At 69.0% G+C, this 24700-nt stretch carries 28 protein-coding genes and 1 tRNA gene; 20 read left to right on the top strand and 9 right to left on the bottom strand.

Annotated elements, in window-relative coordinates; genetic code table 11:
* Positions 1-98: 98 nt before the first annotated feature.
* Entirely contained in the window at positions 99-632 is a 534-nt protein-coding gene (locus ACT9F5_RS07460) for an outer membrane beta-barrel protein (protein ID WP_445119250.1), read from the bottom strand.
* Positions 633-863: 231 nt separating this feature from the next.
* Between ACT9F5_RS07460 and ACT9F5_RS07455 the strand changes: the two genes are divergently transcribed.
* Positions 864-1628, top strand: a complete 765-nt coding sequence (locus ACT9F5_RS07455; protein ID WP_445119249.1) for an N-acetylmuramoyl-L-alanine amidase — start codon at positions 864-866, stop codon at positions 1626-1628.
* 125 nt (positions 1629-1753) lie between these two features.
* On the opposite strand, the gene ACT9F5_RS07450 is transcribed toward ACT9F5_RS07455, so the two are convergent.
* Complete coding sequence (locus ACT9F5_RS07450) at positions 1754-3001, bottom strand: MFS transporter (RefSeq protein ID WP_445119248.1); 1248 nt, start codon at positions 2999-3001, stop codon at positions 1754-1756.
* A 284-nt stretch (positions 3002-3285) separates the two neighbouring features.
* Between ACT9F5_RS07450 and ACT9F5_RS07445 the strand changes: the two genes are divergently transcribed.
* Positions 3286-3864 carry a hypothetical protein gene (locus tag ACT9F5_RS07445; RefSeq protein ID WP_445119247.1) on the top strand — a complete coding sequence of 193 codons (579 nt, stop codon included), beginning with the start codon at positions 3286-3288 and terminating at the stop codon, positions 3862-3864.
* Positions 3865-3918: 54 nt separating this feature from the next.
* Here the strand turns inward: ACT9F5_RS07445 and ACT9F5_RS07440 are convergent, their stop codons facing one another.
* Together ACT9F5_RS07440 and ACT9F5_RS07435 are read right to left on the bottom strand one after the other, a co-directional pair.
* Positions 3919-5049, bottom strand: a complete 1131-nt coding sequence (locus ACT9F5_RS07440) for a PQQ-dependent sugar dehydrogenase (protein WP_445119513.1) — start codon at positions 5047-5049, stop codon at positions 3919-3921.
* 55 nt (positions 5050-5104) lie between these two features.
* Entirely contained in the window at positions 5105-5602 is a 498-nt protein-coding gene (locus tag ACT9F5_RS07435; protein ID WP_445119246.1) for a hypothetical protein, read from the bottom strand.
* A 447-nt stretch (positions 5603-6049) separates the two neighbouring features.
* Here ACT9F5_RS07435 and ACT9F5_RS07430 point away from each other — a divergent pair, with 447 nt between their 5' ends.
* The 5 genes from ACT9F5_RS07430 (at position 6050) to ACT9F5_RS07410 (ending at position 9217) form a co-directional block, all read left to right on the top strand.
* On the top strand, positions 6050-6415 hold the full coding sequence (locus ACT9F5_RS07430) for an EF-hand domain-containing protein (RefSeq protein WP_445119245.1): 366 nt from the start codon (positions 6050-6052) through the stop codon (positions 6413-6415).
* A 69-nt stretch (positions 6416-6484) separates the two neighbouring features.
* Positions 6485-7225 carry an HAD family hydrolase gene (locus ACT9F5_RS07425; RefSeq protein WP_445119244.1) on the top strand — a complete coding sequence of 247 codons (741 nt, stop codon included), beginning with the start codon at positions 6485-6487 and terminating at the stop codon, positions 7223-7225.
* Between the two features lie 99 nt (positions 7226-7324).
* Complete coding sequence (locus ACT9F5_RS07420) at positions 7325-7789, top strand: hypothetical protein (protein WP_445119243.1); 465 nt, start codon at positions 7325-7327, stop codon at positions 7787-7789.
* A gap of 144 nt (positions 7790-7933) precedes the next feature.
* Positions 7934-8374, top strand: a complete 441-nt coding sequence (locus ACT9F5_RS07415) for a hypothetical protein (RefSeq protein WP_445119242.1) — start codon at positions 7934-7936, stop codon at positions 8372-8374.
* 123 nt (positions 8375-8497) lie between these two features.
* Positions 8498-9217 carry a hypothetical protein gene (locus tag ACT9F5_RS07410; protein WP_445119241.1) on the top strand — a complete coding sequence of 240 codons (720 nt, stop codon included), beginning with the start codon at positions 8498-8500 and terminating at the stop codon, positions 9215-9217.
* A gap of 22 nt (positions 9218-9239) precedes the next feature.
* Here the strand turns inward: ACT9F5_RS07410 and ACT9F5_RS07405 are convergent, their stop codons facing one another.
* The 3 genes from ACT9F5_RS07405 to msrB form a co-directional block, all read right to left on the bottom strand.
* Positions 9240-9950, bottom strand: a complete 711-nt coding sequence (locus ACT9F5_RS07405) for a DUF1499 domain-containing protein (RefSeq protein ID WP_445119240.1) — start codon at positions 9948-9950, stop codon at positions 9240-9242.
* A gap of 97 nt (positions 9951-10047) precedes the next feature.
* Positions 10048-10770, bottom strand: coding sequence for a peptide-methionine (S)-S-oxide reductase MsrA (gene msrA / locus ACT9F5_RS07400; RefSeq protein WP_445119239.1), 723 nt, complete (start codon positions 10768-10770; stop codon positions 10048-10050).
* A gap of 2 nt (positions 10771-10772) precedes the next feature.
* Positions 10773-11297: a peptide-methionine (R)-S-oxide reductase MsrB gene (gene msrB, locus ACT9F5_RS07395; RefSeq protein ID WP_445119238.1), complete on the bottom strand. Its 525-nt coding sequence runs from the start codon at positions 11295-11297 to the stop codon at positions 10773-10775.
* Between the two features lie 160 nt (positions 11298-11457).
* Between msrB and ACT9F5_RS07390 the strand changes: the two genes are divergently transcribed.
* From ACT9F5_RS07390 to ACT9F5_RS07350, 9 genes are all read left to right on the top strand, one after another.
* Positions 11458-13611, top strand: coding sequence for an FAD-dependent oxidoreductase (locus tag ACT9F5_RS07390; protein WP_445119237.1), 2154 nt, complete (start codon positions 11458-11460; stop codon positions 13609-13611).
* Between the two features lie 4 nt (positions 13612-13615).
* Positions 13616-14326 carry a glycosyltransferase gene (locus ACT9F5_RS07385; RefSeq protein WP_445119236.1) on the top strand — a complete coding sequence of 237 codons (711 nt, stop codon included), beginning with the start codon at positions 13616-13618 and terminating at the stop codon, positions 14324-14326.
* Positions 14323-15024: a DUF2064 domain-containing protein gene (locus ACT9F5_RS07380; protein ID WP_445119235.1), complete on the top strand. Its 702-nt coding sequence runs from the start codon at positions 14323-14325 to the stop codon at positions 15022-15024. The genes ACT9F5_RS07385 and ACT9F5_RS07380 overlap by 4 nt, the downstream gene beginning before the upstream one ends.
* Complete coding sequence (gene arsS, locus ACT9F5_RS07375) at positions 15017-15991, top strand: arsenosugar biosynthesis radical SAM (seleno)protein ArsS (protein WP_445119234.1); 975 nt, start codon at positions 15017-15019, stop codon at positions 15989-15991. Before ACT9F5_RS07380 ends, arsS begins: the two co-directional genes overlap by 8 nt.
* A gap of 44 nt (positions 15992-16035) precedes the next feature.
* The gene (gene dusA / locus ACT9F5_RS07370) at positions 16036-17058 is read left to right on the top strand and encodes a tRNA dihydrouridine(20/20a) synthase DusA (RefSeq protein ID WP_445119233.1); all 1023 of its coding nucleotides are present in this window, start codon (positions 16036-16038) and stop codon (positions 17056-17058) included.
* A gap of 27 nt (positions 17059-17085) precedes the next feature.
* Positions 17086-17997 (top strand): arginine deiminase-related protein, encoded by a 912-nt coding sequence (locus ACT9F5_RS07365; RefSeq protein ID WP_445119232.1) that lies wholly within the window; start codon positions 17086-17088, stop codon positions 17995-17997.
* A 178-nt stretch (positions 17998-18175) separates the two neighbouring features.
* Positions 18176-18574: a PepSY domain-containing protein gene (locus tag ACT9F5_RS07360; RefSeq protein ID WP_445119231.1), complete on the top strand. Its 399-nt coding sequence runs from the start codon at positions 18176-18178 to the stop codon at positions 18572-18574.
* A gap of 61 nt (positions 18575-18635) precedes the next feature.
* Positions 18636-19319 (top strand): response regulator, encoded by a 684-nt coding sequence (locus tag ACT9F5_RS07355; RefSeq protein WP_445119230.1) that lies wholly within the window; start codon positions 18636-18638, stop codon positions 19317-19319.
* A 60-nt stretch (positions 19320-19379) separates the two neighbouring features.
* Entirely contained in the window at positions 19380-20777 is a 1398-nt protein-coding gene (locus tag ACT9F5_RS07350; protein WP_445119229.1) for an ATP-binding protein, read from the top strand.
* Positions 20778-20861: 84 nt separating this feature from the next.
* Here the strand turns inward: ACT9F5_RS07350 and ACT9F5_RS07345 are convergent, their stop codons facing one another.
* Positions 20862-21623 carry a zinc-dependent peptidase gene (locus ACT9F5_RS07345; protein WP_445119228.1) on the bottom strand — a complete coding sequence of 254 codons (762 nt, stop codon included), beginning with the start codon at positions 21621-21623 and terminating at the stop codon, positions 20862-20864.
* A gap of 33 nt (positions 21624-21656) precedes the next feature.
* The gene (locus ACT9F5_RS07340) at positions 21657-21914 is read right to left on the bottom strand and encodes a hypothetical protein (RefSeq protein ID WP_445119227.1); all 258 of its coding nucleotides are present in this window, start codon (positions 21912-21914) and stop codon (positions 21657-21659) included.
* A gap of 241 nt (positions 21915-22155) precedes the next feature.
* Here ACT9F5_RS07340 and birA point away from each other — a divergent pair, with 241 nt between their 5' ends.
* The 4 genes from birA to ACT9F5_RS07320 all read left to right on the top strand — a co-directional run bounded on the left by birA (position 22156) and on the right by ACT9F5_RS07320 (position 24686).
* Positions 22156-23154, top strand: a complete 999-nt coding sequence (gene birA, locus ACT9F5_RS07335; protein ID WP_445119226.1) for a bifunctional biotin--[acetyl-CoA-carboxylase] ligase/biotin operon repressor BirA — start codon at positions 22156-22158, stop codon at positions 23152-23154.
* Positions 23151-23891, top strand: a complete 741-nt coding sequence (locus ACT9F5_RS07330; protein ID WP_445119225.1) for a type III pantothenate kinase — start codon at positions 23151-23153, stop codon at positions 23889-23891. The genes birA and ACT9F5_RS07330 overlap by 4 nt, the downstream gene beginning before the upstream one ends.
* A gap of 29 nt (positions 23892-23920) precedes the next feature.
* Positions 23921-24598, top strand: coding sequence for a hypothetical protein (locus ACT9F5_RS07325; protein ID WP_445119224.1), 678 nt, complete (start codon positions 23921-23923; stop codon positions 24596-24598).
* Positions 24599-24610: 12 nt separating this feature from the next.
* Positions 24611-24686, top strand: a tRNA-Thr gene (locus tag ACT9F5_RS07320).
* Positions 24687-24700 lie beyond the last annotated feature (14 nt).

Genomic DNA, 24700 nt, shown 5'->3' with positions numbered 1-24700 from the left:
GCCAGATTGCATGATCGGGCGGCCAGCGTCCAACCATCCAGCAAAAAAGCCACCGGGAGGGCCGGTGGCTTCGGGTCGTGTTGCAGGCAGGCGCGCGATCAGAAGTCGAAGCGGACCTGCAACTGGGCCAGGTCGACCTCGCTGTCGTCGATCTCGAAGCGGCTGTACTCGCCGCGCAGCGCGACGTTGTCGGTGAACCGGTACTGCAGGCCGAGGCCGTAGGTCGGGTCATTGCCGCTGTCGTCGGCGAGCAGGCCCGGGACCGAGGCGTCGACGTTCCAGTCGTTGATGCCAGCCTTGGCGTAGCCGGAGAAGCTGTCGGTGAACGGCACGGTGCCGACCGCGACCAGGTAGGCCGCGTCACCTTCCAGCTTCGGGCCGGCCGAACCGAGCGGCTCGATCTCGCCGAAGTCGGCGTAACCCGCCTCGAGGCCGAAGTACGGGGTGAACTGGTAGCCACCAAACGCCGAGAACGCGGTGTCCTCGTCGTCCAGCGCGCCGTCGTCGATCATCGCCTGGCCGGCGCCGCCGCCGACATAGAAGCCGGGGCGCTCGTCGGCCTGCGCGCCGAGCGCGACGGCGCCAAGGGCGAGGGCGAGGATGCTGCGGGTAAGGATGTTGCGCTTGCTCATGTTGAACTCCTGGTTCGACATCGCTGCGTGGGGGAGGGGAGCGGCGATGTTGGCGACGGGTCCCGGCGACATGCCTGGACAGCCGTTGCTGCAGACAAGAGGTGGGGTCGTGATGGCGTTCGCAAAGCCCTGAATGCGGGGATGCAGCGTCCCGCGGCTGGAACATTCGGCACGCGCTGCAGGGCTTGCCTGATTCGCTTACCGTGTGCGCAGGCCGACAGACCCGTGACCATGAAGCCATTCAAACTCGCCGTCGCCGCGTTGCTCCTCGCCGTGCTGTCCGGCTGCGCCAGCACCCTGCCGCGCAACACGCTGGCGGAATGGCAGGCATCGCCCAACTTCGGGCCGCGCCGCGCGCGCGTGATCGTGTTGCACCACACCGCGATGGACAGTGCGCAGGCGGCGTTGCACGTGCTGCAGACGGAAAACTCCGGCGGTCCGGTCAGCTCGCACTACCTGATCGGCGACGACGGGCATCTCTACCAACTGGTGTCCGAGCAGTCGCGCGCCTGGCATGCCGGCGGCAGTCGCTGGGCCGGCATCAGCGACCTCAACTCGACCTCGATCGGTATCGAACTCGACAACAACGGCCATGAGCCTTTCAGCGAGGCGCAGCTGCAATCGCTGCTGGTGCTGCTGGAGGACATCGTCGAGCGCAACGGCATCCCGCCGCACCTGGTGGTCGGCCACGGCGACATCGCGCCGACCAAGAAGGACGACCCCAGCGTGTTGTTCCCGTGGCAGCGGCTGGCCGAAGCCGGTTTCGGCCTGTGGCCGCGTGACGTCCGCGCCGCGCCACCGCCGGGCTTCGACCCGTGGGCGGCGATGCGACTGGTGGGTTACGACCTGCGTGCACCGTCGGAGGCGCTGGCCGCATTCCACCGGCATTTCCGCGGCAGCGAGGAAACCACGTGGCTGCCCGGCGATGCGGAAGTCCTCTACGACCTGCAGTTGCAACTGATGGAGCTGCCGGCAACCGCACCAGCGCCGTTGTAGGAGCGGCTTCAGCCGCGAACCAGGACCGGGTTGTCGCAAGTGTGGCCGATCGCCTCGCAGCCCCGCCGTCTCCCGCGACCGGACGTATGACGATGGACGATTCCTGTTCGCGGCTGAAGCCGCTCCTACGGGATCGCGCTGGCCTGCTCCGCGCGCCCCGCACGCTTCGCAACCGTCCAGCCGATCAGCGCCGCGCACAGCAGCACCACCGCGGCGATCAGCAACGACGTCCCCGGATAGGCCACCCACGCATCCGGCCCGACCGTGACCGAGTACACCGCACCAAAGAACAGCGGCGACAGCACGCCCGCGATGCTCGCCACGCTCATGTTGGCGCCCTGCAACTGGCCCTGTTCCGACTCCGATACCCGCCGCGTCATCAGCGATTGCAGCGTCGGCATCGCCAAGCCCCACAACGCGTTGGGCAGCATCGCCAGGGTGAACCACCAGCCGTTCGGCGCCAGCCCCATGCAGGCGATGCCGAAGGCGCCGCCGAACAAACCGAACACCATCGTCCTGCGATCGCCCAGCCGCTTGACCACGGGCCCGGTCAGCACGCCCTGCACGACCATGTCGAGCGCGCCGACCAGCGCCAGCAGCAGCCCGACCTCCCACGCGCCCCAGCCGTAGCGGTAGCCGGCATACAGCACGAACACCGCGCTGAACACGTGGTGGGCGAAATACAGCAGGAAGTTGACCACCGCCAGCCCGGACAGCTCCGGATGCGAGCGCAGCAACCGCAATGCGCCGAACGGATTGGCGCGCTTCCACGAGAACCCCATGCGCTTCTCCGGCGGCAGCGACTCGGGCAGCACCAACGCGCCATACAGGAACGCCACGCCGCTCAACGCACCCGCGACCCAGAACGGCATGCGCGGCGAGATCTCGCCGAGTACACCGCCCAGCAGTGGACCGGCGACGAAGCCCGCACTGAACGCCGCGCCGATCAGGCCGTAGCCGCGCGCGCGATCCTCCGGCGCGGTGATGTCGGCCATGTAGGCGTAGACGGTGGTGAAACTCGACGAGGTGATGCCGGCGATGATCCGCGCCAGCGCCAGCCACCACAGGTTCGGCGCCAGCGCCATCAGCGCACCGTCGATCGCCAGCCCGGCCGCCGAAACCAGGATCACCGGGCGCCGGCCGTAGTGGTCCGACAGCGAACCGATCACCGGCGAGACCAGGAACTGCATGCCCGCCCACAACGCCACGAACACGCCGTTGATCACGCCCGCCTGCGCGTTGGAGCCGGTGAACTCCTCGATCAGTGCCGGCAGCACCGGGATCACGATGCCCATCGACAGGATGTCGAGCATCGCGGTGACCAGGATGAAGGCGATCGCGGCCTGGTGGCCGTGGAATGGACGCGACTGCATGCGTGTTTCCATTCGATAAAAGAGGCGCGATTGTGCACGTTTGCGGCGTGGGCCGTTGTGCCTCACTGCGGAAATCGGCCTGCGCAGGCGCATGCCGCAGGGCAGCATGAAACCTCCGGCGCGGGACTTGGGAAGCCCTTGAACGCGTGCTGCCGGTAAGCCCGTGGCACGACGGAGTGAAGCGGATGTTAGGTGCGAAAACGGTCATCACCAGTACAGCCGGTCCGGACCACTTTCCAGTCGCTGCGCCCTCCGCGCATGCATGGCCGTCCAGGAGGCACTCCATGAACACCCGTACCCGCAACCTGTTGATGGTTGCACTCGCCACCGCACTGGCTGCGCCGGTCGCGGTCGCGCAAACCGAAACCACCCAGCAACAACTCGACCGGCAGGACGCCGCCGAGGAGCTGCCGCCGCAGGTCAACCCGAACGAAACCGCCGACCAGCCGGTCGACCCGCGCCTGCCGGTTGCAGACGAGGCCGAGGATCCGATGAGTGCGGTCCCGCCACCCGCGCGCAGTGACGCGCAGTCCACCCTGCGCACCGACGTCGCGCCTGATCGCTGGACCCGGCTCGATGCCGATGCCGACGGCCGGATCAGCAAGGCGGAGAGCGCCGCCGATGCGGAGTTCAGCACCGGGTTCGCGGCAATGGACAGCGACGGCGACGGCTTCGTCAGCCGGGCCGAGTTCGATGCCGGGCAAGGCAGTGACCGCCAGGGTGTGGGCGACGACAGCATGGATCACGACGGCATGGACCACGAAGGCATGCACGACCGCGATCGCATGGACGATGACGGCACGGGTAACGACAGCATCGAGCCCACCGGAACCGAATCGGTCGACGATCGCGACGGAGGCTGAGCCGCGTCACCGGGCCTTGGCCCGGCCCCGGTCACGTCGTCGGTGGCGTCGTCCTCAGCCGGGCCGGGTCAAGCGCAGCAGGCGGCCGTCTTCGCCGTCCTCCAGCAACCAGATGTCACCGTCCGGTCCCTGCTCGACCTCGCGGATGCGCGCATCCATGTCGAAGCGTTCGGCTTCGCGCGCGTTCTTGCCGTCGAACTCGACCCGCACCAGCGCCTGCGATGACAGGCCGGCGATCAGGCCGTCGCCCTGCCAGTCCGGGAACGTGTCGCCGGAATAGATGGTGAAACCGCCCGGCGAGATCACCGGACTCCAGCTCAACGCGGGCGCGTTGAATTCCGGGCGGGAATCGTGGTCGGGGATCGGTCGACCGTCGTAGTGGTCGCCGTTGGACACGATCGGATAGCCGTAGTTGCCGCCGCGCTCGACGCGGTTGAGCTCGTCGCCGCCCTTCGGGCCCATCTCGATGTTCCACAACTGGCCCGTGGCATCGAACGCGATGCCGAGCGGGTTGCGATGGCCGAGCGACCAGACCTGCGCGGCCACCTCGCCGTCGTCGACGAACGGGTTGTCCGCGGGCACGCTGCCGTCGTCGTCGAGTCGCACGATCTTGCCGAGGTTGGATTGCATGTCCTGCGCCGGGTCGAACTTCTGGCGCTCGCCGGAGCTGATCCACAGGTGGCCATCCGGCCCGAACGCGATGCGATGGCCGAAATGCCCACGACCGGCCACCTTCGGCACCTGCCGCCAGATCACCTCCAAGTCCGACAACGCGCCGCCGCCCTGCTTGTCGAACGCCAACCGCGCACGCGCGACCGCGGCGCCGCGGATGTCGCCTTCGCCGGCTTCGGCGTAGCTGAGATAGACCAGTCCGTTGTCGGCAAAGTCCGGGTGCGGCACCACGTCGCCGAGGCCGCCCTGGCCGCCGTAATCGACCGCCGGTACGCCACTGACCTCGCCAGCCTTGCCGTCGGTGCCGAGCAGTTTCAACGTGCCAGCGCGCTCGGTCACCAGCAGGCGACCGTCGGGCAGGAAGCTCATCGCCCACGGTTCGTCGAAGCGTGCCACCTCGGTGGCCACGAATGGTCGGCCATCGGCCGCCAGCGCCGGGGCCGCGTCGTCTGCTCCGGCGGCCACCTGCGGGCCGGCGTTCTCGCTGCCGTTGCCATTGCCGCACGCGCACAACAGGGTCAGCGATACCGCTGCAAACAACACCGAACGATTCTTCACGCGGAGATCCTCAGGACATGGTCTTGCTGGTCTCGTACGGTAGCGTTGTTGCGCCGGCCGCGACAATCCGGGGTTCGATCGCGGTCAACATCTCCTTCTGCGCGTCGACCACCACCAGGATGTTGCCGGCCTCGATCTCGTCGTGGAAGTTGCGCCGGATCGGGTCGGGCAGGGACGAACCGACCAGGGCCGAGGCCCAGCACCCGACCACCGCTCCGGCCACCGTGGTGGCGGCGGCGCCGGCCAGGGTCACGCCCAGCGGAGGGATCGCCACCGCCACCAGCCCCGCGAGCAGGCCGGCACCGGCACCGTAGCCCGCACCGCGCGCGGCGGCAGGCATGAGGTCGGTGTCGGCTTCCTTGCGCTCGTTGGGGATCGACTCGACCTCGATGTCGGAGCGCGCGACCAGCAGGATGTCGTCGTCGTGCACGCCACCGCTGCGCGCGGCTTCCATCGCGAGTTCGGCGGTGGCGAGGTCGGGCGTACTGAATACGTGTCGCAGCTTCATGTTTCGCTCCTGTGTCGATCGCGGCGTGGCATCCCCCGAGGCCGACGAGGCGTGACGTGCAACCGCGCAGGCAGGGCGTCGAGGCCAGCTTTGCCCCGGACAGGTTATTCACGCGTGACGAAAAGCCCGGGCGTCCTGGATGCGCTTCCGACATGGGAGGCAAAACGCGTCCGCGTGAAGGTTTTGTTTCCGTTCACCGCGGCCCGGGCCTCACGAGTCCGCCGCCGGTCACGTTTTCCAGCCGAATCGGCATGCGCCTAGCGCCATGGGCCGAGGCGTTGGTTAAACCAACGTTGCCTTAACGGTTCGCACGCGGCATCCGTTCATGGCGCCGGCGGCAAGGTGCGAATCGTGCGGTGGCCCTCCCCCACGGCGGACCGCGCGGTTTTCACCTATTGGTTCCAACCTGTTCCCACTCGTTCCAGACGGAACTTCAGGAGATTTCTAATGAACAAGCATTCCCCCAAGTTGATCGCCCTCGCCCTGACCGCCGCCCTGGCCGCGCCGCTGGCGTTTGCGCAGGAAGCCGGCACCGAGGCGGAAGCCGCGACCGCTACCCCGACCGCGCAGACCGCCGCGCCGGCGGGCCAGGCCACGGCGCCTGCGAAGCAGAGCTGGGCCGATGTCGACACCGACAAGGACGGCGCACTGAGCCAGGCCGAAGCGGCCGCCGTGCCGTCGCTGGTGCAGGTGTTCGGTGAGGCCGATGCCAACGCCGACGGTTCGCTGACCGCCGACGAGTACAAGGCCTACGTCGCCAAGGTGCAGGCCGAGGGCGCCGCCGGTGGCAGCGCCGGCGCCTCGGGTCAGTAAGCGTTCGACCCGTCAGGCGTGACGGAAAGGAGGGCGGCCTTGGCCGCCCTCTTTTTTTATACTCGCCCGATGGATGACACCCGCAGCCTCGCGATGGTCGGCTTCGACGCCGACGACACCCTCTGGCGCAGCCAGGATTACTTCGACGCCGCGCAGTTGGAGTTCGAACGCATCGTCGGCGCCTACGTCGACCTCGCCGACAGCCGCGCGCAACAGCGCCTGTACGAGGTCGAGACCCGCAACATCGCGGTGTTCGGCTACGGCGTCAAAGGCATGGTGTTGTCGATGATCGAGGCCGCGGTCGAGCTGACCGCGGAACGCATCAGCGCCACCGACCTGCATCGCATCGTCGGGCTCGGCAAGGAGTTGTTACGGCATCCGGTCGAGTTGCTGCCCGGTATCCGCGATGCGGTCGAGACGGTCGCGCGCGACTTCGAAGTGGTGCTGATCACAAAGGGCGACCTGTTCCACCAGGAGGCCAAGGTCCGCGACTGCGGTTTCGCCGACCTGTTCCGCCGGATCGAGATCGTCAGCGAGAAGGACCCCGCGACCTATGCGCGCCTGCTCGCCGAATTCGAACTGCCGGCCCATCGCTTCCTGATGGTCGGCAATTCGCTGCGATCGGACATCGCGCCGGTGCTGGCGCTGGGCGGATGGGGCATCCACGTGCCGTACCACACCACGTGGGCGCACGAGGCCCAGGTCGACCTCGCCGTCGATCCGCCACGGCTGCGCACCGTGGTGCAGGCCGCGGACCTGCCGGCCGCGGTCGCCGAGCTCGCCGCGGTGGCGAGGCATAACCCCGGCTGAGCGTGATCGCGGCATGACGCCGCCATTAAAAACACGTTCACACGGGCTGACGCATGGTCGGTGCGTGCCCGCAGGAGCGGGCGAACCGAGGAGAAGCCCATGACCACCACTCTGTCCCGCTGGCTCGCCCCTGTCGTCCTCGCCGCCGGTTTTGGCGGCATGGCGATGATGCCGGCCCCGGCCCACGCCCAGAGCGGCGATGACCTGGTACGCGTGCTGGTCGACGTCGCCGACGTCATGTTCCGCAGTGGCACGCCGTACTACCGCCATGGCAACTACGGTCGCGACGATCGCCTGATCGTGGTGCGCGACCGCTACGGTCGCCCGGTCTACTATCGTCAGGTCCGTCGTGGCCACGACAACTACGACCGTTATCGCAACTACGGCCAGTACCGCAGCAGCCAGGTCCGCCGCGACGTCAAATGCAACAAGCACGGCAAGTGCAAGGCCAAGTACTACGATCCACGCTACGACCGCGACCGTTACGGCCGGTATGACCGCCACGACCGCAACGATCGCTATCGCTGGGAGGCCCGTCGCTGGCGGGGCCGCGACGACGATTGAGGCATCCGCGTCGATGTCGCTACCACCCTCGAAGGCACCGCACCCCGCGGTGCCTTCGTCGTTGTGCCGTCCCGCGCTGCAACATGAACCCCGGCAACCGGATCGGGTAGCCTTCGGCGCTACGCCATCGTCGAGCCCGAGCCCATGAACCTCCGCAAGATCCTGCTGTTCCCCGCGCTGGCCGCCGGACTGCTGGTAGTCGCTTCGCCGGCGCGCGCCGACGGCCTCATCGACTGCGAGCTGCACTTCAACCTGTCCGGCTGGTCGGTGTTCTACAAGACCGGATCGGGCAGCGGCACGGTCACCTGCGACAACGGCCAGAGCATGCCGGTCAAGATCGAGACCAAGGGCGGCGGGCTGAGCTTCGGCAAGACCCGGATCGAGGACGGCCTCGGCGAGTTCTCCGGCATCCATGACATCGACGACATCCTCGGTACTTACGCCACCGCCGAGGCCCATGCCAGCGCCGGCAAGGCGGCCAAGGCCCAGGTCATGACCAAGGGCGAGGTCTCGCTCGCGCTGGCCGGCAAGGGTGAGGGCTGGAGCCTTGGCGTGGCGTTCGGCAAGTTCGTGATCTCGCGATGAGCGCGTGGCCGTGCATGGATCCGTCTTTCTGAACGGACCGTGTTCGGGTTCGGCAGGTATTCACTGCGCCGACGCGACGATAGCGTCGTAACGCCCCGGCGGCACCGCAACCAGGAGAGACCCATGTCGAACCAACGCGCCCACGATCCAGGCATGCCCCGGTCCCGGATGCTCAAGAACCGGGTGTTCGCGTTCGCCGCTGCGATCGCCGCGCTCACCGGCGCCGGCAGCGTCGCCGCGCAGGATTTCAGCCTCGGCTGGAACCCCCGCAGCGGCGACGTCTGGATCGACACCCAGCTGAGCGACGTCAACCGCTATGGCAGCCGTTACCGCCAGCCGTTCGTCGACGAAATGGTGCGTTACTACGGCGCGCCGCGCGATCTGGTGAGCACCCTGCTGGTGGAGCGCAACTGGGCACCCGGCGATGTCTACTACGCCTGTGCGATCGCCCAGATCCTCGGCCGCCCGTGCCGCTACGTCGTCGACGTGTGGGAGCGCGATCACGGCCAGGGTTGGGGCAACGTCGCCAAACAGTTGGGCATCAAGCCCGGTTCGCCCGAATTCCACCGGCTCAAGCGCGGCTTCGTGCCGACCTACGACCGATGGGCCCGGCCGATCCGGATCGACGAGGACCTCTACCGCGATTACCCGGACCGGGCCCGCGCGATCCGTTTGCGCGTGGATGCGGAGCGTGGCCACGACAACAGCGGCGGGAAGGCCCACGGCAACAGCGAAAAGAGTGGCAAGGGCAATAGCGACAATCGCCGCAAGGGCAACAGCAACAGCAAGGGCAACAACGGGAAAGGCAACAACGGGAAAGGCAACAAGGGCGGCAAGGACTAGCGTCCCGGGCGCCCGTTACCCGTCAGTTGCCGAGCATCTTCAGGTACGCCCGGATGCGCCGGGCATTGGTGCCGACATCGCTCTTGCCGACCCGTGACACCGACCGCACGTCGACCCGACTGCCACCGCCATCGGGTTCGACCCGGATCACGACGTCGTCCTTGAAGCCGAACCACAGGGTGGTCGCGGTGGCTTCGATGCGGCCGCTGGCGGGATCGGTGGCGACGATTTCCCAGTCCATGTTGCGCGCGGTCGCCAGTGCGCGTTCAAACGCCCGGTCCGGAGCGAGTCCCATCCGGCGCGTCCGCAGGTCGGGGTAGGCCTCGGCCTGTGCCCGCGCGACATCGGGACCGCCGTACGCGGCGGGGTTGGGTGCGTCGGCGCGCAGCCGCAGGATCGCGACGAATCCGGGTGGATGCCGGGTGTCGGTGCTGATGTCGTGGATCGGCGGCACCTTCTTCGCCTGGCGCATCCCGTTCAACGGCACCAGCGCCACGCCGACGCCGATCACCAGCGCCCCCAGCAGCGCCGCGATGCCGGCGCGACGGATGCGCGGTACCAGCAGCATCACCAGCGCGACCGCGGCAGCCGCCAGCCCGGCGTACGCGGCCCAGCGCATCAGGCCGAAGCCGGTGCGGAAATCCCACCACTCCAGTCGCGTGCCCGGGCCGGCAACCAGCAACAGCAGCACGGCGAGGATGCTGAGCAGCAGGACGTAGCGGGTGGCGTTCATGGCGGTATCCATGCGTCGATGCGGTTGCCGCAGTGTGGCGCAAGGCGCGGCCGGAGGCGAAACCTCCGGCCAGGCCGCCAGCGTCCTCCCTGAGTGCTTACTTCGCCGCGTCCCAGACCTCCTCCAGGCGCCCGTCGCGGCCGCAGCTGAAACGATAGAACTTGTAGCGGACCGGATTCTTCTCGTAGTAGTCCTGGTGGTAGTCCTCGGCGGGGTAGAACGTGGTCGCCGCGACGATTTCCGTCGCGATCGGCCGGTCGAAGCGGCCGGAGTCCTGCCACTTGCGCTTACTCGCTTCGGCCAGTCGACGTTGCTTGTCGTCGACCGGGAAGATCGCGCTGCGGTATTGCGCGCCGACGTCGCAGAACTGGCGATCGACCGCGACCGGATCGATGTTGTGCCAGAACACCTCAAGCAGCTTCGCGTAACCGATCCGCGACGGGTCGTATTCCACCCGCACCGCCTCGGCATGGCCGGTACCCCCGGCGGAGACCTGCTCGTAGGTCGGATTGGCGACATGCCCGCCGACGTAGCCGGATGTTGTCGAGACCACCCCGGGCAATTTGTCGAACGGGGGCTCCATGCACCAGAAACAGCCACCGGCGAATATCGCGATGGCGCGGCTGTCCCGGGCCGGGGTCGAAGTAATATCGGCAGCCGCGGCCTGTGTCGCGCGCTCATGGGCGCCATCCGACCGGGCGCATGCCGCCAGCGCAGTCAGCAGCGGCAACAGGCCGATCAGTGCGGCACGGCACAGTGATCGCCGGCGCGATGGGGCGCGGTGGGGCGCACGCGGGTTCGGTTGTCGTGTGTTGGCCATGTTCATCCCCGCAGTGCCGGCAACGATTCATTGCGCGGCACGAAGCGCAGCGCCAGGCCGTTGTTGCACCAACGCTTGCCAAGCGGCGGCGGGCCGTCGTCGAAGATGTGGCCCTGGTGGCCGCCGCAGCGCGTGCAATGGTATTCGGTGCGCGGGATCAGCAGCACGAAGTCGCGCTTGGTCCCCATGCGGCCTGCGATCGGCTGGGTGAAGCTGGGCCAGCCGGTGCCGCTGTCGAACTTGTGCGCGCTGTCGAACAGCGGCAGGTAGCAGGCCGCGCAGATGAAGGTGCCTTCGCGCTTTTCCTTGTCCAGGGGGCTGCTGAAGGCGCGTTCGGTGTCTTCCTCGAACAGGACCTCGTAGGCGGCCGGGCTGACCTTGTCGCGCCAGAACGCCTCGGGGTGGTCCAGCGCGGCAACCGCCCTGGTCCCCGCCGGCGACGGGGGTGCTGTGGCACGTGAACAGGCTGGCAACAACGGCAGTGCCGCCATGGCGACCAGTCCCTGCAATACGGTACGGCGGTTCATCTTTGCCTCCGGTGGTGGCCAAGCGATGGGGTTCCAGGGTTGGACGCCTGTCAGGCGGAATAATTCCATGCCACGTGCGTCCGACATGTGCATTGGGCGGATCGACCCCGGTTTCGGGTACGTTCTGACCTGAACCCCGCACCCACGCACCGGACCATCCATGAGCCAATCGCGAGTCACCACTGCATGGCGCTGGGCGCTGCTGCTCGCGCTCGTCGTGGTGGTGGCGTGGACCTGGCAGTCGGGCGCGGCCGAAGCCCTGACGCTGGGCAACCTGAAGGCGCGTCAGGCCGACCTGCTGGCCTGGGTGGCGGCCAACCGGTGGCTCGCGGCGGGCGTGTTCTTCGCGGTCTACGTCGCGGTGGCGGCGGCATCGATCCCCGGCGCGGCGGTGATGACGGTGGCAGCCGGCGCCTTGTTCGGGTTGCTCGAGGGCACGCTGCTGGTGTCGTTCGCCAGCACGACCGGTGCGTCGCTGGCGTTCCTGGTCGCGCGCTTCGTGCTGCGTGACAACCTGCGCGCGCGCTACGGCGAACGGTTGAAGAAGATCGACGCCGGGATCGAAAGCGATGGCGCGTTCTACCTGTTCACCCTGCGACTGGTGCCGGTGTTCCCGTTCTTCGTGGTCAACCTGCTGGCCGGGCTGACCTCGATCCGGCTACGCACGTTCTACTGGGTTAGCCAGCTCGGCATGCTCGCCGGCACCCTCGTCTACGTCTACGCGGGCACGCAGCTGGCGCGGATCGACTCGCTGCGCGACGTGCTGTCGCCGGGGCTGCTCGGTGCGCTGGTACTGCTCGGCCTGTTGCCGTTGCTGGCGCGATGGTTGACGCGCTGGCTGGCCGCGCGCCGGGTCTATCGCGGCTTCAGGCGGCCGGCGAAGTTCGACTTCAACCTGCTGGTCATCGGCGCCGGCTCGGCCGGGCTGGTGTCGGCGTACATCGGCGCGACAGTAAAGGCCAGAGTCGCGCTGGTCGAGAAACACCGGATGGGCGGTGACTGCCTCAACACCGGTTGCGTGCCATCGAAGGCGTTGCTGCGCACGGCGCGATTGCTGGCGCAGGCGCGAGACAGCCAGCGTCATGGCGTGCGCGCGATGACCGCGGACTTCGAGTTCGCCGATGCGATGGAGCGCGTGCAGTCGGTGATCGCGAAGATTGCGCCGCACGATTCGGTCGAGCGTTACACCGGGCTGGGCGTCGACGTCATCCAGGGCAGGGCGAGGCTCGTCTCGCCGTGGGAGGTCGAAGTGGACGGTCGCCGGGTCAGCGCGCGCAGCATCGTGCTCGCCACCGGTGCGCGCCCGCTGGTGCCATCGATCGCGGGGCTGGACACCGTCGACTACCTGACCAGTGACACCGTGTGGAACCTGCGCGTGCTGCCGAAGCGGTTGCTCGTGCTCGGCGGCGGCCCGGTCGGTTGCGAGCTGGCGCAGGCCTTCGCGCGCTTTGGCAGTGCAGTGAACCAGGTGGAGATGGCGCCGCGACTACTGCCGCGCGAGGACCTGGACGCCGCCGCGCTGGTAACCGACCAGTTGCGCGCCGACGGCGTGGTAGTCGCCACCGGGCACGAGGCATTGCGGGTCGAGGCCAGTGGCAGCGGCGGCCGACTGGTGTGCCGGCACGACGGCGCGGAGGTCGAGCTGGAGTTCGATGCACTGCTGCTGGCGCTTGGCCGCAGCGCCAATGTCGAGGGTTTCGGACTGGAGCAGCTCGGCGTGCACCTGACCGCGCGCGGCACCATCGAGGCCGACGCGCTGCTGCGCACCAACTTCCCCAACATCCACGTCTGCGGCGACGCGACCGGCCCGTACCAGTTCACCCACGTCGCCTCGCACCAGGCCTGGTACGCCGCGGTCAATGCATTGCTGGCGCCGTTCTGGTCGTTCGACGTCGATTACCGGGTGATCCCGTGGGCGACGTTCACCGAGCCGGAGGTCGCGCGCGTCGGTCTGTCTGAAGACGAGGCGCGTGAACGCGACATCGAAGTCGAGGTCACCCGCTACGGCATCGACGACCTCGACCGTGCGATCGCCGATGGCGTCGACCGCGGCTTCGTCAAGGTGCTGACCGCGCCGGGCAAGGACCGCATCCTCGGCGCGACCATCGTCAGCGCGCATGCGGCCGAGCTGCTGGCCGAATTTGTGCTGGCGATGAAGCACGGCATCGGCCTGAACAAGCTGCTCGGCACCATCCACATCTACCCGACCATGGCCGAGGCCAACAAATACGTCGCCGGCAACTGGAAGCGCGCGCACGCGCCACAGGCGGCGCTGCGCTGGGCCGAACGCTTCTTTGCGTGGCGGCGTGGCTGAGCCGATGGCGATCGCCGCGGCATTGGCAAGGGTGACGGTGGTGGTGCCGGTGGGGCCGGGCGATGCGTTGTCGCCGGCGTTGCGTGCGCAACTGGGATCGTTGCCGATGGAGACGCAGGTCATGGAGGTGCTCGCCGATGCCGGCGCGGAGGAGGTCGCCGAGGCGCAGGCGACGGCGTCTTCCGTCGCGCGCGGGCCGCGATGGCAGGTCATCACCGCGCCGCGTGGCCGAGCGCCGCAGCAGAACGCCGGTGCGCGCGTAGCCGATGGCGAGTGGCTGTGGTTCCTGCATGCCGATTGCCAGTTGGCACCCGACGCGCTGGCGGCGCTGGCGCGCTTCATCGACACCCAGGGCGCGCCCGGCTATTTCGAGCTGCGCTTCCTCGACGACGGCCCGCGCCTGACCCGCCTCAACGTGGTGGGTGCGTGGATCCGCAGCCATTGGCTTGGCCTGCCGTTCGGCGACCAGGGCCTGCTGGTGCCGCGCGCGTTGTTCGAGCGGGTTGGCGGCTTCGATCCGGAACTGGAATGCGGCGAGGACCATCAACTGGTCTGGCGCCTGCGCCGCGTCGGCGCCGCGATGCAGCCGGTGGGCGCGCGACTTTTCACCAGCGCGCGCAAGTACGCCGAGCGCGGCTGGTGGGCGACCACGCGATGGCACCTGACCGAAACCTGGCGGCAGGCGCGCCGTTATTCACGACAGGAGGCTCAATGACCGGCGCACTGGCGATCTTCGTCAAGACGCCGGGGCGGTCACCGCTCAAGACACGGCTGGCGTCCGAATGTGGCGAGCGATATGCAATCGCTTGGCATCGGCGCGCCGCGGCCGCGGTTGCTTCCGTCGCGATCGCGGCGCAACGGCGGTACGGCGTTCGCGCGTTTTGGGCGGTCGCCGAATCCGATGCGCTGGACGCGTGGCCGGACCTGCCGTCGATCGCACAGGGAGATGGCGGCCTCGGCGCGCGGATGGCGCGCGTGCACGCCGGACTTGTCGCCAGCCACGGCTTCGGCCTGCTGGTCGGCGCGGATGCGCCGCAGATCACCGCCGAACTGCTGGGCGAGGCGATTGGCTGGCTCACCGACGACGGGCTCGCCAGCGACCGGCCACGCCTGGCACTCGGCCCGGCCAGCGACGGCGGATTCTGGCTGTTCGGCAGCAACGTCGCGGCGTCGCTGCCGGCATGGACCTCGGTCAGCTACAGCACCGATTCCACTGCCGCCGACCTGCGCCGCGCGATGCAGGACCTCGGCGAGTGGCGCACACTGGCGACGTTGACCGACGTCGATACCGCCGCCGACCTGCCCACGCTGCGCCGCGCGCTGCAGGCGCTGCCCGGGCCGACGCCGGAGCAGAGCGCACTGGCCCGCTGGATGTGCGCGCCGACCACCCCGGACCTTCCCGACGATGCATGACACCTGGCCCCTGCTGCGCGACAGCGACTTTCCGCCGATCGAACGCGACCGGTTCGACACCCTGCAACTCAACCTCGGCTACCTGTGCAACCTCAGTTGCATCCACTGCCACGTCAACGCCGGCCCGCGCCGCACCGAGCTGATGGATCGCGACACCATGGCGCTGGCGTTGCAGGTGGCGCAGCGGCACAGGGTCGGCACCCTCGACGTCACCGGCGGCTCGCCCGAGATGAACCCGCATTTCCGCTGGCTGGTCACGCAGGCGCGCGCCGCCGGACTGCACATGATGGACCGGCTCAACCCGACGATCATGCAGGAGCCCGGCTACGAGTGGGTCGGCGAATTCCTCGCCGAACACCGCGTCGAAGCGATCGCCTCGCTGCCCTGTTACAGCCAGGCCAATGTCGACGAACAACGCGGGCAGGGCGTTTTCGAGTCCTCGATCCGCGCGTTGCAGGCGCTCAACGCGCTCGGCTACGGCCGCGAGGGCAGCGGCCTCGTGCTGAACCTGGTTTACAACCCCAACGGCGCCTTCCTGCCACCGGACCAGCAACACTTGCAAGCCGATTACAAACGACTGCTCGGCGACAATTTCGGCATCGTGTTCAACCAGCTTTTTGCGCTGGCCAACATGCCGATCCAGCGCTACGGCTCGTGGCTGCTGTCGAAGGGCCACTTCGCGACCTACATGGCGACCCTCAAGGGCGCGCATCGCGACGACAACGTCGATGGCGTGATGTGCCGCTCACTGGTCAGCGTCGACTACCAGGGCTACCTGTACGACTGCGATTTCAACCAGATGCTGCATCTGCCGCTGGGTGCCGCCGCGCCGGTCGGCGCCGGGGGGGGACGACCGCACCTGCGCGACCTGCTGGACGGCCCGCTGCCGCGCCGCATTGCCACCGCCGAGCACTGCTACGGCTGCACGGCGGGGCAGGGTTCCAGCTGCGGCGGCGCGTTGCACTGACTGGTTGCTGACGGCTTGGGAAGCGCTCAGGCGGCGCCCGTACAATGCCGTCGATGATCTCCGCGCCCGCAATTCCGTCCGAGCAACTGCGCCTGTCCGTCGCCCCGATGATGGACTGGACCGATTCGCACTGCCGCGTGTTCCATCGCCTGCTCGCGCCGCACGCGCGGCTGTACACCGAGATGGTCCACGCCAATGCGGTAATCCATGGCGATCGCACGCGGTTGCTGGCGATGGATCCGGTCGAGCACCCGGTTGCGTTGCAGCTGGGCGGCAGCGAACCGGACCTGCTGGCGCGGGCCGCGCGGATCGGCGCCGACACCGGTTTCGACGAGATCAACCTCAACTGCGGCTGCCCGTCCGACCGGGTCCAGGCCGGGCGTTTCGGCGCCTGCCTGATGCGCGAGCCGGCGCTGGTTGCGGCGTCGGTCGCGGCGATGGTCGCGGCTTGCAACGTGCCGGTCACGGTCAAGTGCCGGCTCGGGGTCGATGACGACCACGACTACGACCGCTTCCGCGCCTTCATCGACGAGGTCGCCGACGCCGGCTGCCGCATGTTCGTGGTGCACGCGCGTAACGCCTGGCTGCAGGGGCTGTCGCCGAAGGAGAACCGCGAGGTGCCGCCGCTGCGTTACGACTGGGCGTATCGGCTCAAGCGCGAGCGGCCGGACCTGCAGGTGGTCGTCAACGGCGGCATCAACGATGCGCTCGAGGCGACCGCTCACCTGGACCACGTCGACGGCGCAATGCTTGGACGCGCTGCATATCACGACCCGTACCTGCTGCATCGGCTCGACGTCGAATGGTTCGGCGGCGTGCAACGTCCGCGCTCCGAACTGCTGCGCGCCTTGCGCCCCTACGTCGAATCGCAACTCGAGCGCGGCGTGTTCCTGAAGCACATCACCCGCCACCTGCTCGGCCTGTTCGCCAACCAGCGCGGTGGCCGCGCATTCCGCCAAGTGCTCAGCGAGGGCGCGCACAAGCCGGGTGCCGACTGGAGCCTGGTCGAGCGCGCGCTGGCGGTCACCGAGTCGTTCCAGTCCGATGCCGCCGACGCGACAGCCTGACTCCACCCGAACCCGCAGGGACCGCCCATGCTGACGCGCAACACCGCCGCCTTCCTCGACCACGCCCGCAGGCTCGACACCGACTTCGGCCCCGCGACCGCGCGCGCCGCCTTCATGGTCGCGCCCGACGGCTTCCGCCTGGCCGAGCAGTCCGCTGCCGACAACCGCTACATGGCCGACGCCGCCGGCTTCGACGCCGCCCGTGCCTCGGCCCAGCACCGCGAGCTGCAGCGGGCGTTTGCCGACGTCATCCCGACGATCTGCTTTGCCGGCGATCCGCAGACCCCGGATGCGCTGTTCCCCAACAACGTGTTCGCGACCGCGGCCGGCCGCTACGTGGTCGGCCGCATGCGCCACCCGGTGCGCCAGCGCGAGGCGACGCGCGACGACATCCGTGGTTTCTTCGGCGGCGTGCTCGACTACGCCGAGATCGACCTGTCGACCCAGCCGCACCCGTGCGAGCTGACCGGCGCGCTTGTCATCGACCGAGCCCGCGGGCTCGGCTTCGCCGGACTGTCCGAGCGCTGCGACGAGGAGGGCGCGCGACTGATGCACGAGGCCCTGGGTCTGCGCGCGACCCTGCTGTTCGACCTTGCCGATGGCGAATACCACACCAACGTGGTGCTGGCGGTGCTCGCCGGCCGCGCCGCGCTGGCCTGCCCGAAGGGCTTTGCCGACCCCGCGGTGGTCGAGACGATCGCAGCGTTGTATGCGCCGCACGCGGTGATGCTGTCACCGGTCGAGCATGCCGCGTTTGCCGGCAATGCGATCGCGCTGTCGGAGGATATCGCGTGGATGAGCGCCGCCGCTGGCCGTGCGCTGACCGCAGCCAGCCGCAATGCCTTGGCCAGCGCCGGCTTCGAGGTGCGTACGGTCGAACTCGACGCGATCGAGGCCGGCGGCGGCTCGCTGCGCTGCTGCGTCGGCGAGATCTACTGAGGGAGGTGCGGACCACGGGGAACGCGGGACTTGCCAAGGCAACGGGTTCCCGGCTGAATGGAGGCCATGATGTGAAGAAAAAGTTCAGATCGGATTCACTGCCTCGTTCCGACAATGCAGCAACACCACTGCGCCGCCTTGTGCCGCGCGGGGATTCCCAGTCGTCTTTGTGAGCGCCATGCAGACCCGTCCCGCCGTCGCCACCATTTCGCTCCTGCTGTTCACCACCGTCACGGTGGTGGCCGGCGATGCGATGGCGCAGCGCACCCGGGCCGATTCGCGTGAATCCAACCGCAGCCTCGTGGAACGTCGCAGCGACCGCGGCCACGCAGGCCATCGCGACGAACGCAGTGATGACCACAGCGCGCTGTCCGCCGCGGTGCGCCGGGTCGAGCGCCGCACGGGTGGCCAGGTGCTGAGTGCGGAGCGCGTGCCTTACGATGGCCGGGACATCAACCGGGTCAAGGTGGTCGACGCCAGCGGCCGCGTCCGAGTGTATGTCGATGATCCCCGCAGCCGCGCCGTGCGCAACGACGCGCCTACGCGTCCGCGTCGTACACGCGACGACGACAACTGAACCGCCACTCTTCACTCGATGACCCCCATTCAGGGCTGACCGAGCCGCACAAGGAGTACCCATGCGAATCCTGCTGGTGGAAGACGAAGCGCCGTTGCGCGAAACCCTCGCTGCACGCCTGAAGCGCGAAGGCTTCGCCGTCGATGCCGCGCAGGATGGCGAGGAAGGCTTGTACATGGGTCGCGAGGTGCCGTTCGACCTGGGCATCATCGACCTCGGCCTGCCGAAGATGTCCGGCATGGAACTGATCAAGGCGCTGCGCGAGGAGGGCAAGAAATTCCCGGTGCTGATCCTGACCGCGCGCTCGAGCTGGCAGGACAAGGTCGAGGGCCTCAAGCAGGGCGCCGACGACTATCTGGTCAAGCCCTTCCACGTCGAGGAGTTGCTGGCCCGGCTCAACGCGCTGGTGCGTCGTGCCGCGGGCTGGAGCAAGCCGACCCTGGAATGCGGCCCGGTGATGCTCGACCTCGCCGCGCAGACAGTCAGCGTCAACGGCAGCAACGTCGATCTCACCAGCTACGAGTACAAGGTGCTCGAGTACCTGATGATGCATGCCGGCGAGCTGGTCTCGAAGGCCGACCTGACCGAGCACATCTACCAGCAGGACTTCGACCGGGACTCCAACGTGCTGGAGGTCTTCATCGGCCGCCTGCGCAAGAAGCTCGACCCCGAAGGCACGCTGAAACCGATCGAGACCGTGCGTGGCCGAGGCTACCGGTTTGCCATCCCGCGCAGCGGGGACTGAGCACCCGCGCCGCGACGCCTGCACCACTGACGGTGGCGGCGCCCCGGCCGGTTGCGCCGCATGAGCTGGGGACAGCCGCGATCGCTGCAGGCACGCCAGTTGCTGGCCGCCAGCATCGGCCTGGTCGCGTTCCTGGCGCTGGCCGGCTACGCGCTTGACCGCGCATTCCTCGAGACCGCCGAGAGCAACCTCTACCAGCGCATGAGCAGCTACGCGGCGGCCTATGCCGACAGCGAGTTCGCCCGCGACGGTACGTTCATTCCCCCGTACACGCCGCCCGACCCGCGCTTCGACCGGCCGGGTAGCGGGCTGTATGCCGAAATCGTGCTGCCCAACGGGCACTGGGACTCGACCTCGTCGATCGGCCCGGTCCTGCCCGACGGCAAGCTGCTCGATGCGCCGGTGGAAACCTTCGAGGGCCCGCTGGAGATCACCGAGATCAACGGCCAGGTCGGCCAGGCCTACCGCTACGGCCGCGGCCTGATCTACGCCGGCGCAGGCGACGATCCCGAAGCCGAATTCCCGTACACGATCTACATCCTCGAGGACACCACCGCGCTGAGCCGGCAGGTGGAGGTCTTCCGCGAGGCGCTGTGGCGCTATCTCGGTGGCGCCGGCGTGATCCTGCTGTTGCTGCAGGGGTTGATCCTGCGCTGGAGCCTGCGCCCGCTGCGCCGGGTGATCGAGGAGCTCAAGCGGGTCCAGCGCGGCGTCACCTCGCGCATGAGCGAGCGCCATCCGCGCGAACTGGAGCCCCTGGCTGAAAGCATCAATGCCTTCATCGAGATCGAGCGCGAGAACCTCGACCAGCAACGCAATACCCTGGCCGACCTCGCCCACAGCCTGAAGACGCCGTTGGCAGTGCTGCGCGCGCGGCTCGACGACAATGCACCGGAAGCCGAGCTGCGAGAGGACGTCGACCTGCAACTGCGCCGCATGAACGACCTGGTGTCGTACCAGCTGGCCCGCGCCGCCTCCAGCGGCCACGCGTTGTTCTCGGTGCCGATCGACATCGAACCGCATGCCGAGCAGCTTGTCCGCAGCCTGGAGAAGGTCTACGCCAACAAGGGCGTGCTGTGCGAGTTCGACATCACCGAAGGCGTGCAATTCCTGGGTGAGCCCGGCGACCTGCAGGAGTTGCTCGGCAACCTGCTGGAGAACGCGTTCAAGTGGGCGGACTCGCGTGTGTTGCTGACCATCCGCCCAGGCGAGACCGCGCCCAACCGGCGCCCGGGGCTGCTGATCGCGGTCGACGACGACGGCCCCGGGATCCCGCCGGAAAAGGTCGCGCTGGTGTTGCAACGCGGCGTGCGCGGCGACGAGCGGGTGCAGGGCCACGGCATCGGCCTGTCGATCGTGCAGGACCTGGTCCGCGCCTACCGCGGCGTGCTGGATGTGAGTGCGTCGGACGAGTTGGGCGGCGCGCGCTTCGAAGTGCAGTTGCCACCACGGCTGTAGGCACGCCGCTTTTGTAGGAGCGGCTTCAGCCGCGATCGGAAGTCGGCTGTCCCTGCCGCGCCGTGATCGCGGCTGGAGCCGCTCCTACAGACGCGCATCCGCGAAGGGCGAGGCTCCGTAGAAACGCACCAGTTGTGCCGCGACCGCAGGCATCGCCGCCCGCAACGTCGCAGGGTCGCTGAAGTGGTACTCGGTCGCGACCGCGAAGAACTCCTCCGGCGCCTCGGCCGCATAAGGATCGATCGCGGTCGGCTCGCCGCGATCGACCTGCGCAACCAGCGCGTCGAATGCCTGCTGGAAGTCCCGCGCCCACTCGCGCTGCCACGCCCGCGGCAGCGGCGGGGTGCCGTCGAGCAGGCCATCGAGCACGTCGAGCTTGTGCGCGATCTCGTGCGCGGCCACGCAGAATCCTTCGTGCGGATTCGCGCAATCGGATTGCACGTCGGCCCACGACAGGATCACCGGGCCGGCGTCCCAGGCTTCACCGATCAACTCGTCATCCCACTCGTGCAGCACGCCGGCGGCATCGACGTGGGTTCGCTGCACCCGGAACGCATCCGGGTAGACGATCAACTGCGACCAGCCGTGCAGGCCCTGTTCGCCGAATTCCAGCAACGGCAGGCAACAGGCCGCGGCCAGCAGGGTGCGCTGGCGCGGGTCGAGTTGCAGCCCGCCGACCGGAGTGATGGCCTTCTGGTGCAGGAACAGCGCGGTGAGCGTGCGCAGCCGTGCGTCGCGTTCCGGGCCAAGCGACGCCAGCCACGGCAGGTCGCGCCGGGTGTCGGCCCAGACCTCGGGGTCAATCGCATCGGGGGAGGGTCGCCGGGGGCGAAACAGGCCGAACAAGACGGATCGATGCGCGCGCCGGCCGATACCGGTCTAGCGGAACATGCCCGGCAGGAAGCTGTGCCAGCGCGGCGAGCCCAGCCGGCTGGGCGCATCGCTGTGGATGCTCGGCTTGACCTCGGTCGTACGCGACGGCGCCGCGGGGGCGGTGTTCTCGACCGCCTTGTTGCCGGCGGTGGCAGGCTTGGCGTCGGAACAGGCGCCGCTGTTGGGCGAACTCAGTTTGACTTCGCGCGCGACCGCGGTCGCGCTCGATACGGCGATCAGCAGGCAGAGGCAGAGTCGCAGCATGGGAGTTCTCGCGTGCCGGGAGGCGCCCCGGCCAGCTCTTGACTATAGCGCGAACCCGGGCAGGTGGGTTGGACAACCCATGTTGCAGTGCGATATGGGCCGGCCGGGGCCGATGGTGTTCGCGCATAATCAGCCGCATGCCCGATTCCCGCTCCGCGTCGGCTGGCTTGGCGCCGACCGCCTCCACACGGCCAATGGTCGAAGTCCGCGCGGTATCCGCCGTGTCCCGGATGGTCCGCTGATGGACGATCGCGCGCTGCTGGTGCGGCTGGCGCGGGGCCCCGCCACCGGCGAAGTCCTCGCCGACGCGGGCGGCCAGTCCCGCGCGGCCATCTGGAAGCGGATCGAAGCGTTGCGCGAGGCCGGCGTCATGATCGATGCCAAGCCCGGCCGCGGCTACGCGCTGGCGCAACCGCTGGAACTGCTCGACAGCGATGCGATCGCGGCCGCGCTGCCTCCGTCCGCCCGCGCCCGCGCCGCCACGGTGGAGGTCGCCTGGACGGTGGATTCGACCAACAGCGAGCTGCTGCGCCGGCCCAGCGCGGCCGACGGTGCCGCGACCATCCTGTTGGCCGAACGCCAGACCGGCGGCCGGGGGCGACGGGGCCGTGAGTGGGCTTCGCCGCTGGCCGCGCACGTGTACCTGTCGGTGTCGCGCAGCTTTGCCGGCGGACTCTCGCGGCTTGGCGGGCTCAGCCTGGTCGCGGGCATCGCCAGCGTCGAGGCGCTGCACGCGGCTGGCTTCGCCGGGGTTCGCCTGAAATGGCCCAACGACCTGGTCGTGCCGGCTCCGGACGGCGGCCTGCGCAAGCTGGGCGGCCTGCTGGTCGAGGGCGGTGGCGAACATGCCGGGCCGGTGCGCGCCGTGATCGGGCTGGGCCTGAACGTACGGATGCCGGCGGCGTCCGCGGCGCGGATCGACCAGCCCTGGTGCGACCTCGCCGGGCTTGCGGACACGGTGCCATCGCGCAACGCACTGGCCGCCACGTTGCTGGAACGCTGGTTGCCGGCGCTCGACGAGTTCGACGCCGCCGGGCTGGCGCCATTCCTGCCGCGCTACGCCGCGCTCGACGCGCTTGCCGGGCAGCCGGTCGTCGTATGCGGCGACCACGAGGTACTGGCCGGCACCGCGCTCGGCCTCGCCCCGGACGGCGCCCTGCAGGTACGCCTGGACGATGGCGACGAGCGCAGCTTCCATTCCGGCGAGGTCAGCGTGCGCCGTGCGGGGACGGCGACGTGAACCACTGGGTATTCGACCTCGGCAACACCCGGCTCAAGGCCGCGCCACTGGATGACGGGGGCCGGGTGGGCGAGGTGGTTGCGATTGCGCACGACAGCGCGGATTTCGGTGCCGAAATCGCGCGCCAACTGCCGGGGTCGATCGATGTCGCCTACCTCGCCAGCGTCGCGGCGGACGACGTACGGGTCACCGTTCTGCAGGCGCTCTCCACCCGGTGCCGACGCATCGCCATCGCGCGCACGGCCCGTCGATGGGGCGGGCTGCGGATCGCCTACGCGGAACCGGCGCGACTCGGCGTCGACCGCTTCCTCGCGATGCTCGCGGTGCAGGCCGGGAACACCGGCCCGGCGCTTGTGTGCGGGATCGGTACGGCGTTGACGATCGACCTGCTCGATGCCGATGGGCGGCACCGCGGTGGCCGCATCGCGCCGTCGCCCACGCTGATGCGCGAAGCGTTGCATCGGCGTGCCACGCAACTCCCCGTCGAGGGGGGCCACTACCGCGAGTTCGCCGACGACACCATCGATGCGCTGGCATCGGGCTGTGACGGCGCGGCGCTCGGGCTGGTCGAACGCAGCCTGGCCGGGGCCCGGCGCGAGCTGGGCACGGAACCGGCGCTGGTCCTGCACGGGGGCGGTGCGCCCGGCCTGGCAGGTCACCTGCCGTCGGCGCGACTCGTACCGACCCTGGTACTCGACGGCCTCGCGCACTGGGCGTCCTTCGACTGGCGTGGGTGATCGTAGCGGGCTGCCCTACAATCGCCGCCATGCTGATCCGCGCGTCCATCGTATTGCTGCTGGTTCTCAACCTCGGCGTGGCCCTGTGGTGGGGGCTGCGGCCGGCGCCCCCGGCGCCACCGTCACAGCCGCCGGCGCCCGGCGTCGCGACCCTGCAACTCGTGGAAGGCGGGACCGCCCCGGCGGCCGCAACGCCGCCGGTTGCATCGGCCGGACCGGAAATCAGCCAATGCGCCAGCTTCGGTCCCTTCGCCGCCACCGCGGCCGCCACGCAGGCGCAGGCGAACCTCGAACCGCTGGTGCTGCAGTCGCGGGCGCGACGCGAGTACAGCGGCACCCCGCGCAACTGGAAGGTGTTCCTGCCGCCGTTCGAAAGCATGGAACAGACCGAGGCTGCAGCCGAACGGGTCGCCGCGGCCGGGTTCAGGGACCATTTCGTGGTCCGCGACGGTGACGACGCGCGTTCGCTCGCCCTCGGCCTGTACGGCAACGCGGCGTCGGCGCGCGAACGGGTGGCGACGCTCTCCGCGGCCGGGTTCAAGGCGGAGATCGCGCCGGTGGGGGCCGGCCCGGCCGAACACTGGATCGATGCCGGTGCGGCCGGCGGTTTCGATATCGAAGCCGCCCGCGACCGCGTCGGTGCCGAACGCGCCGAGCCAATCGACTGTGATGGCTTCGCTCCGGTAGCCACTGCCGACGCACGTTAGAATGGGCGTTTCGCCGGCTTAGCTCAGTTGGTAGAGCAACCGCCTTGTAAGCGGTAGGTCGTCAGTTCGACTCTGACAGCCGGCACCACGTCAAGGAGACGC

Source organism: Lysobacter sp. F6437 (genome assembly GCF_052547215.1).
This window is presented reverse-complemented; position numbering and strand designations above follow the sequence as displayed.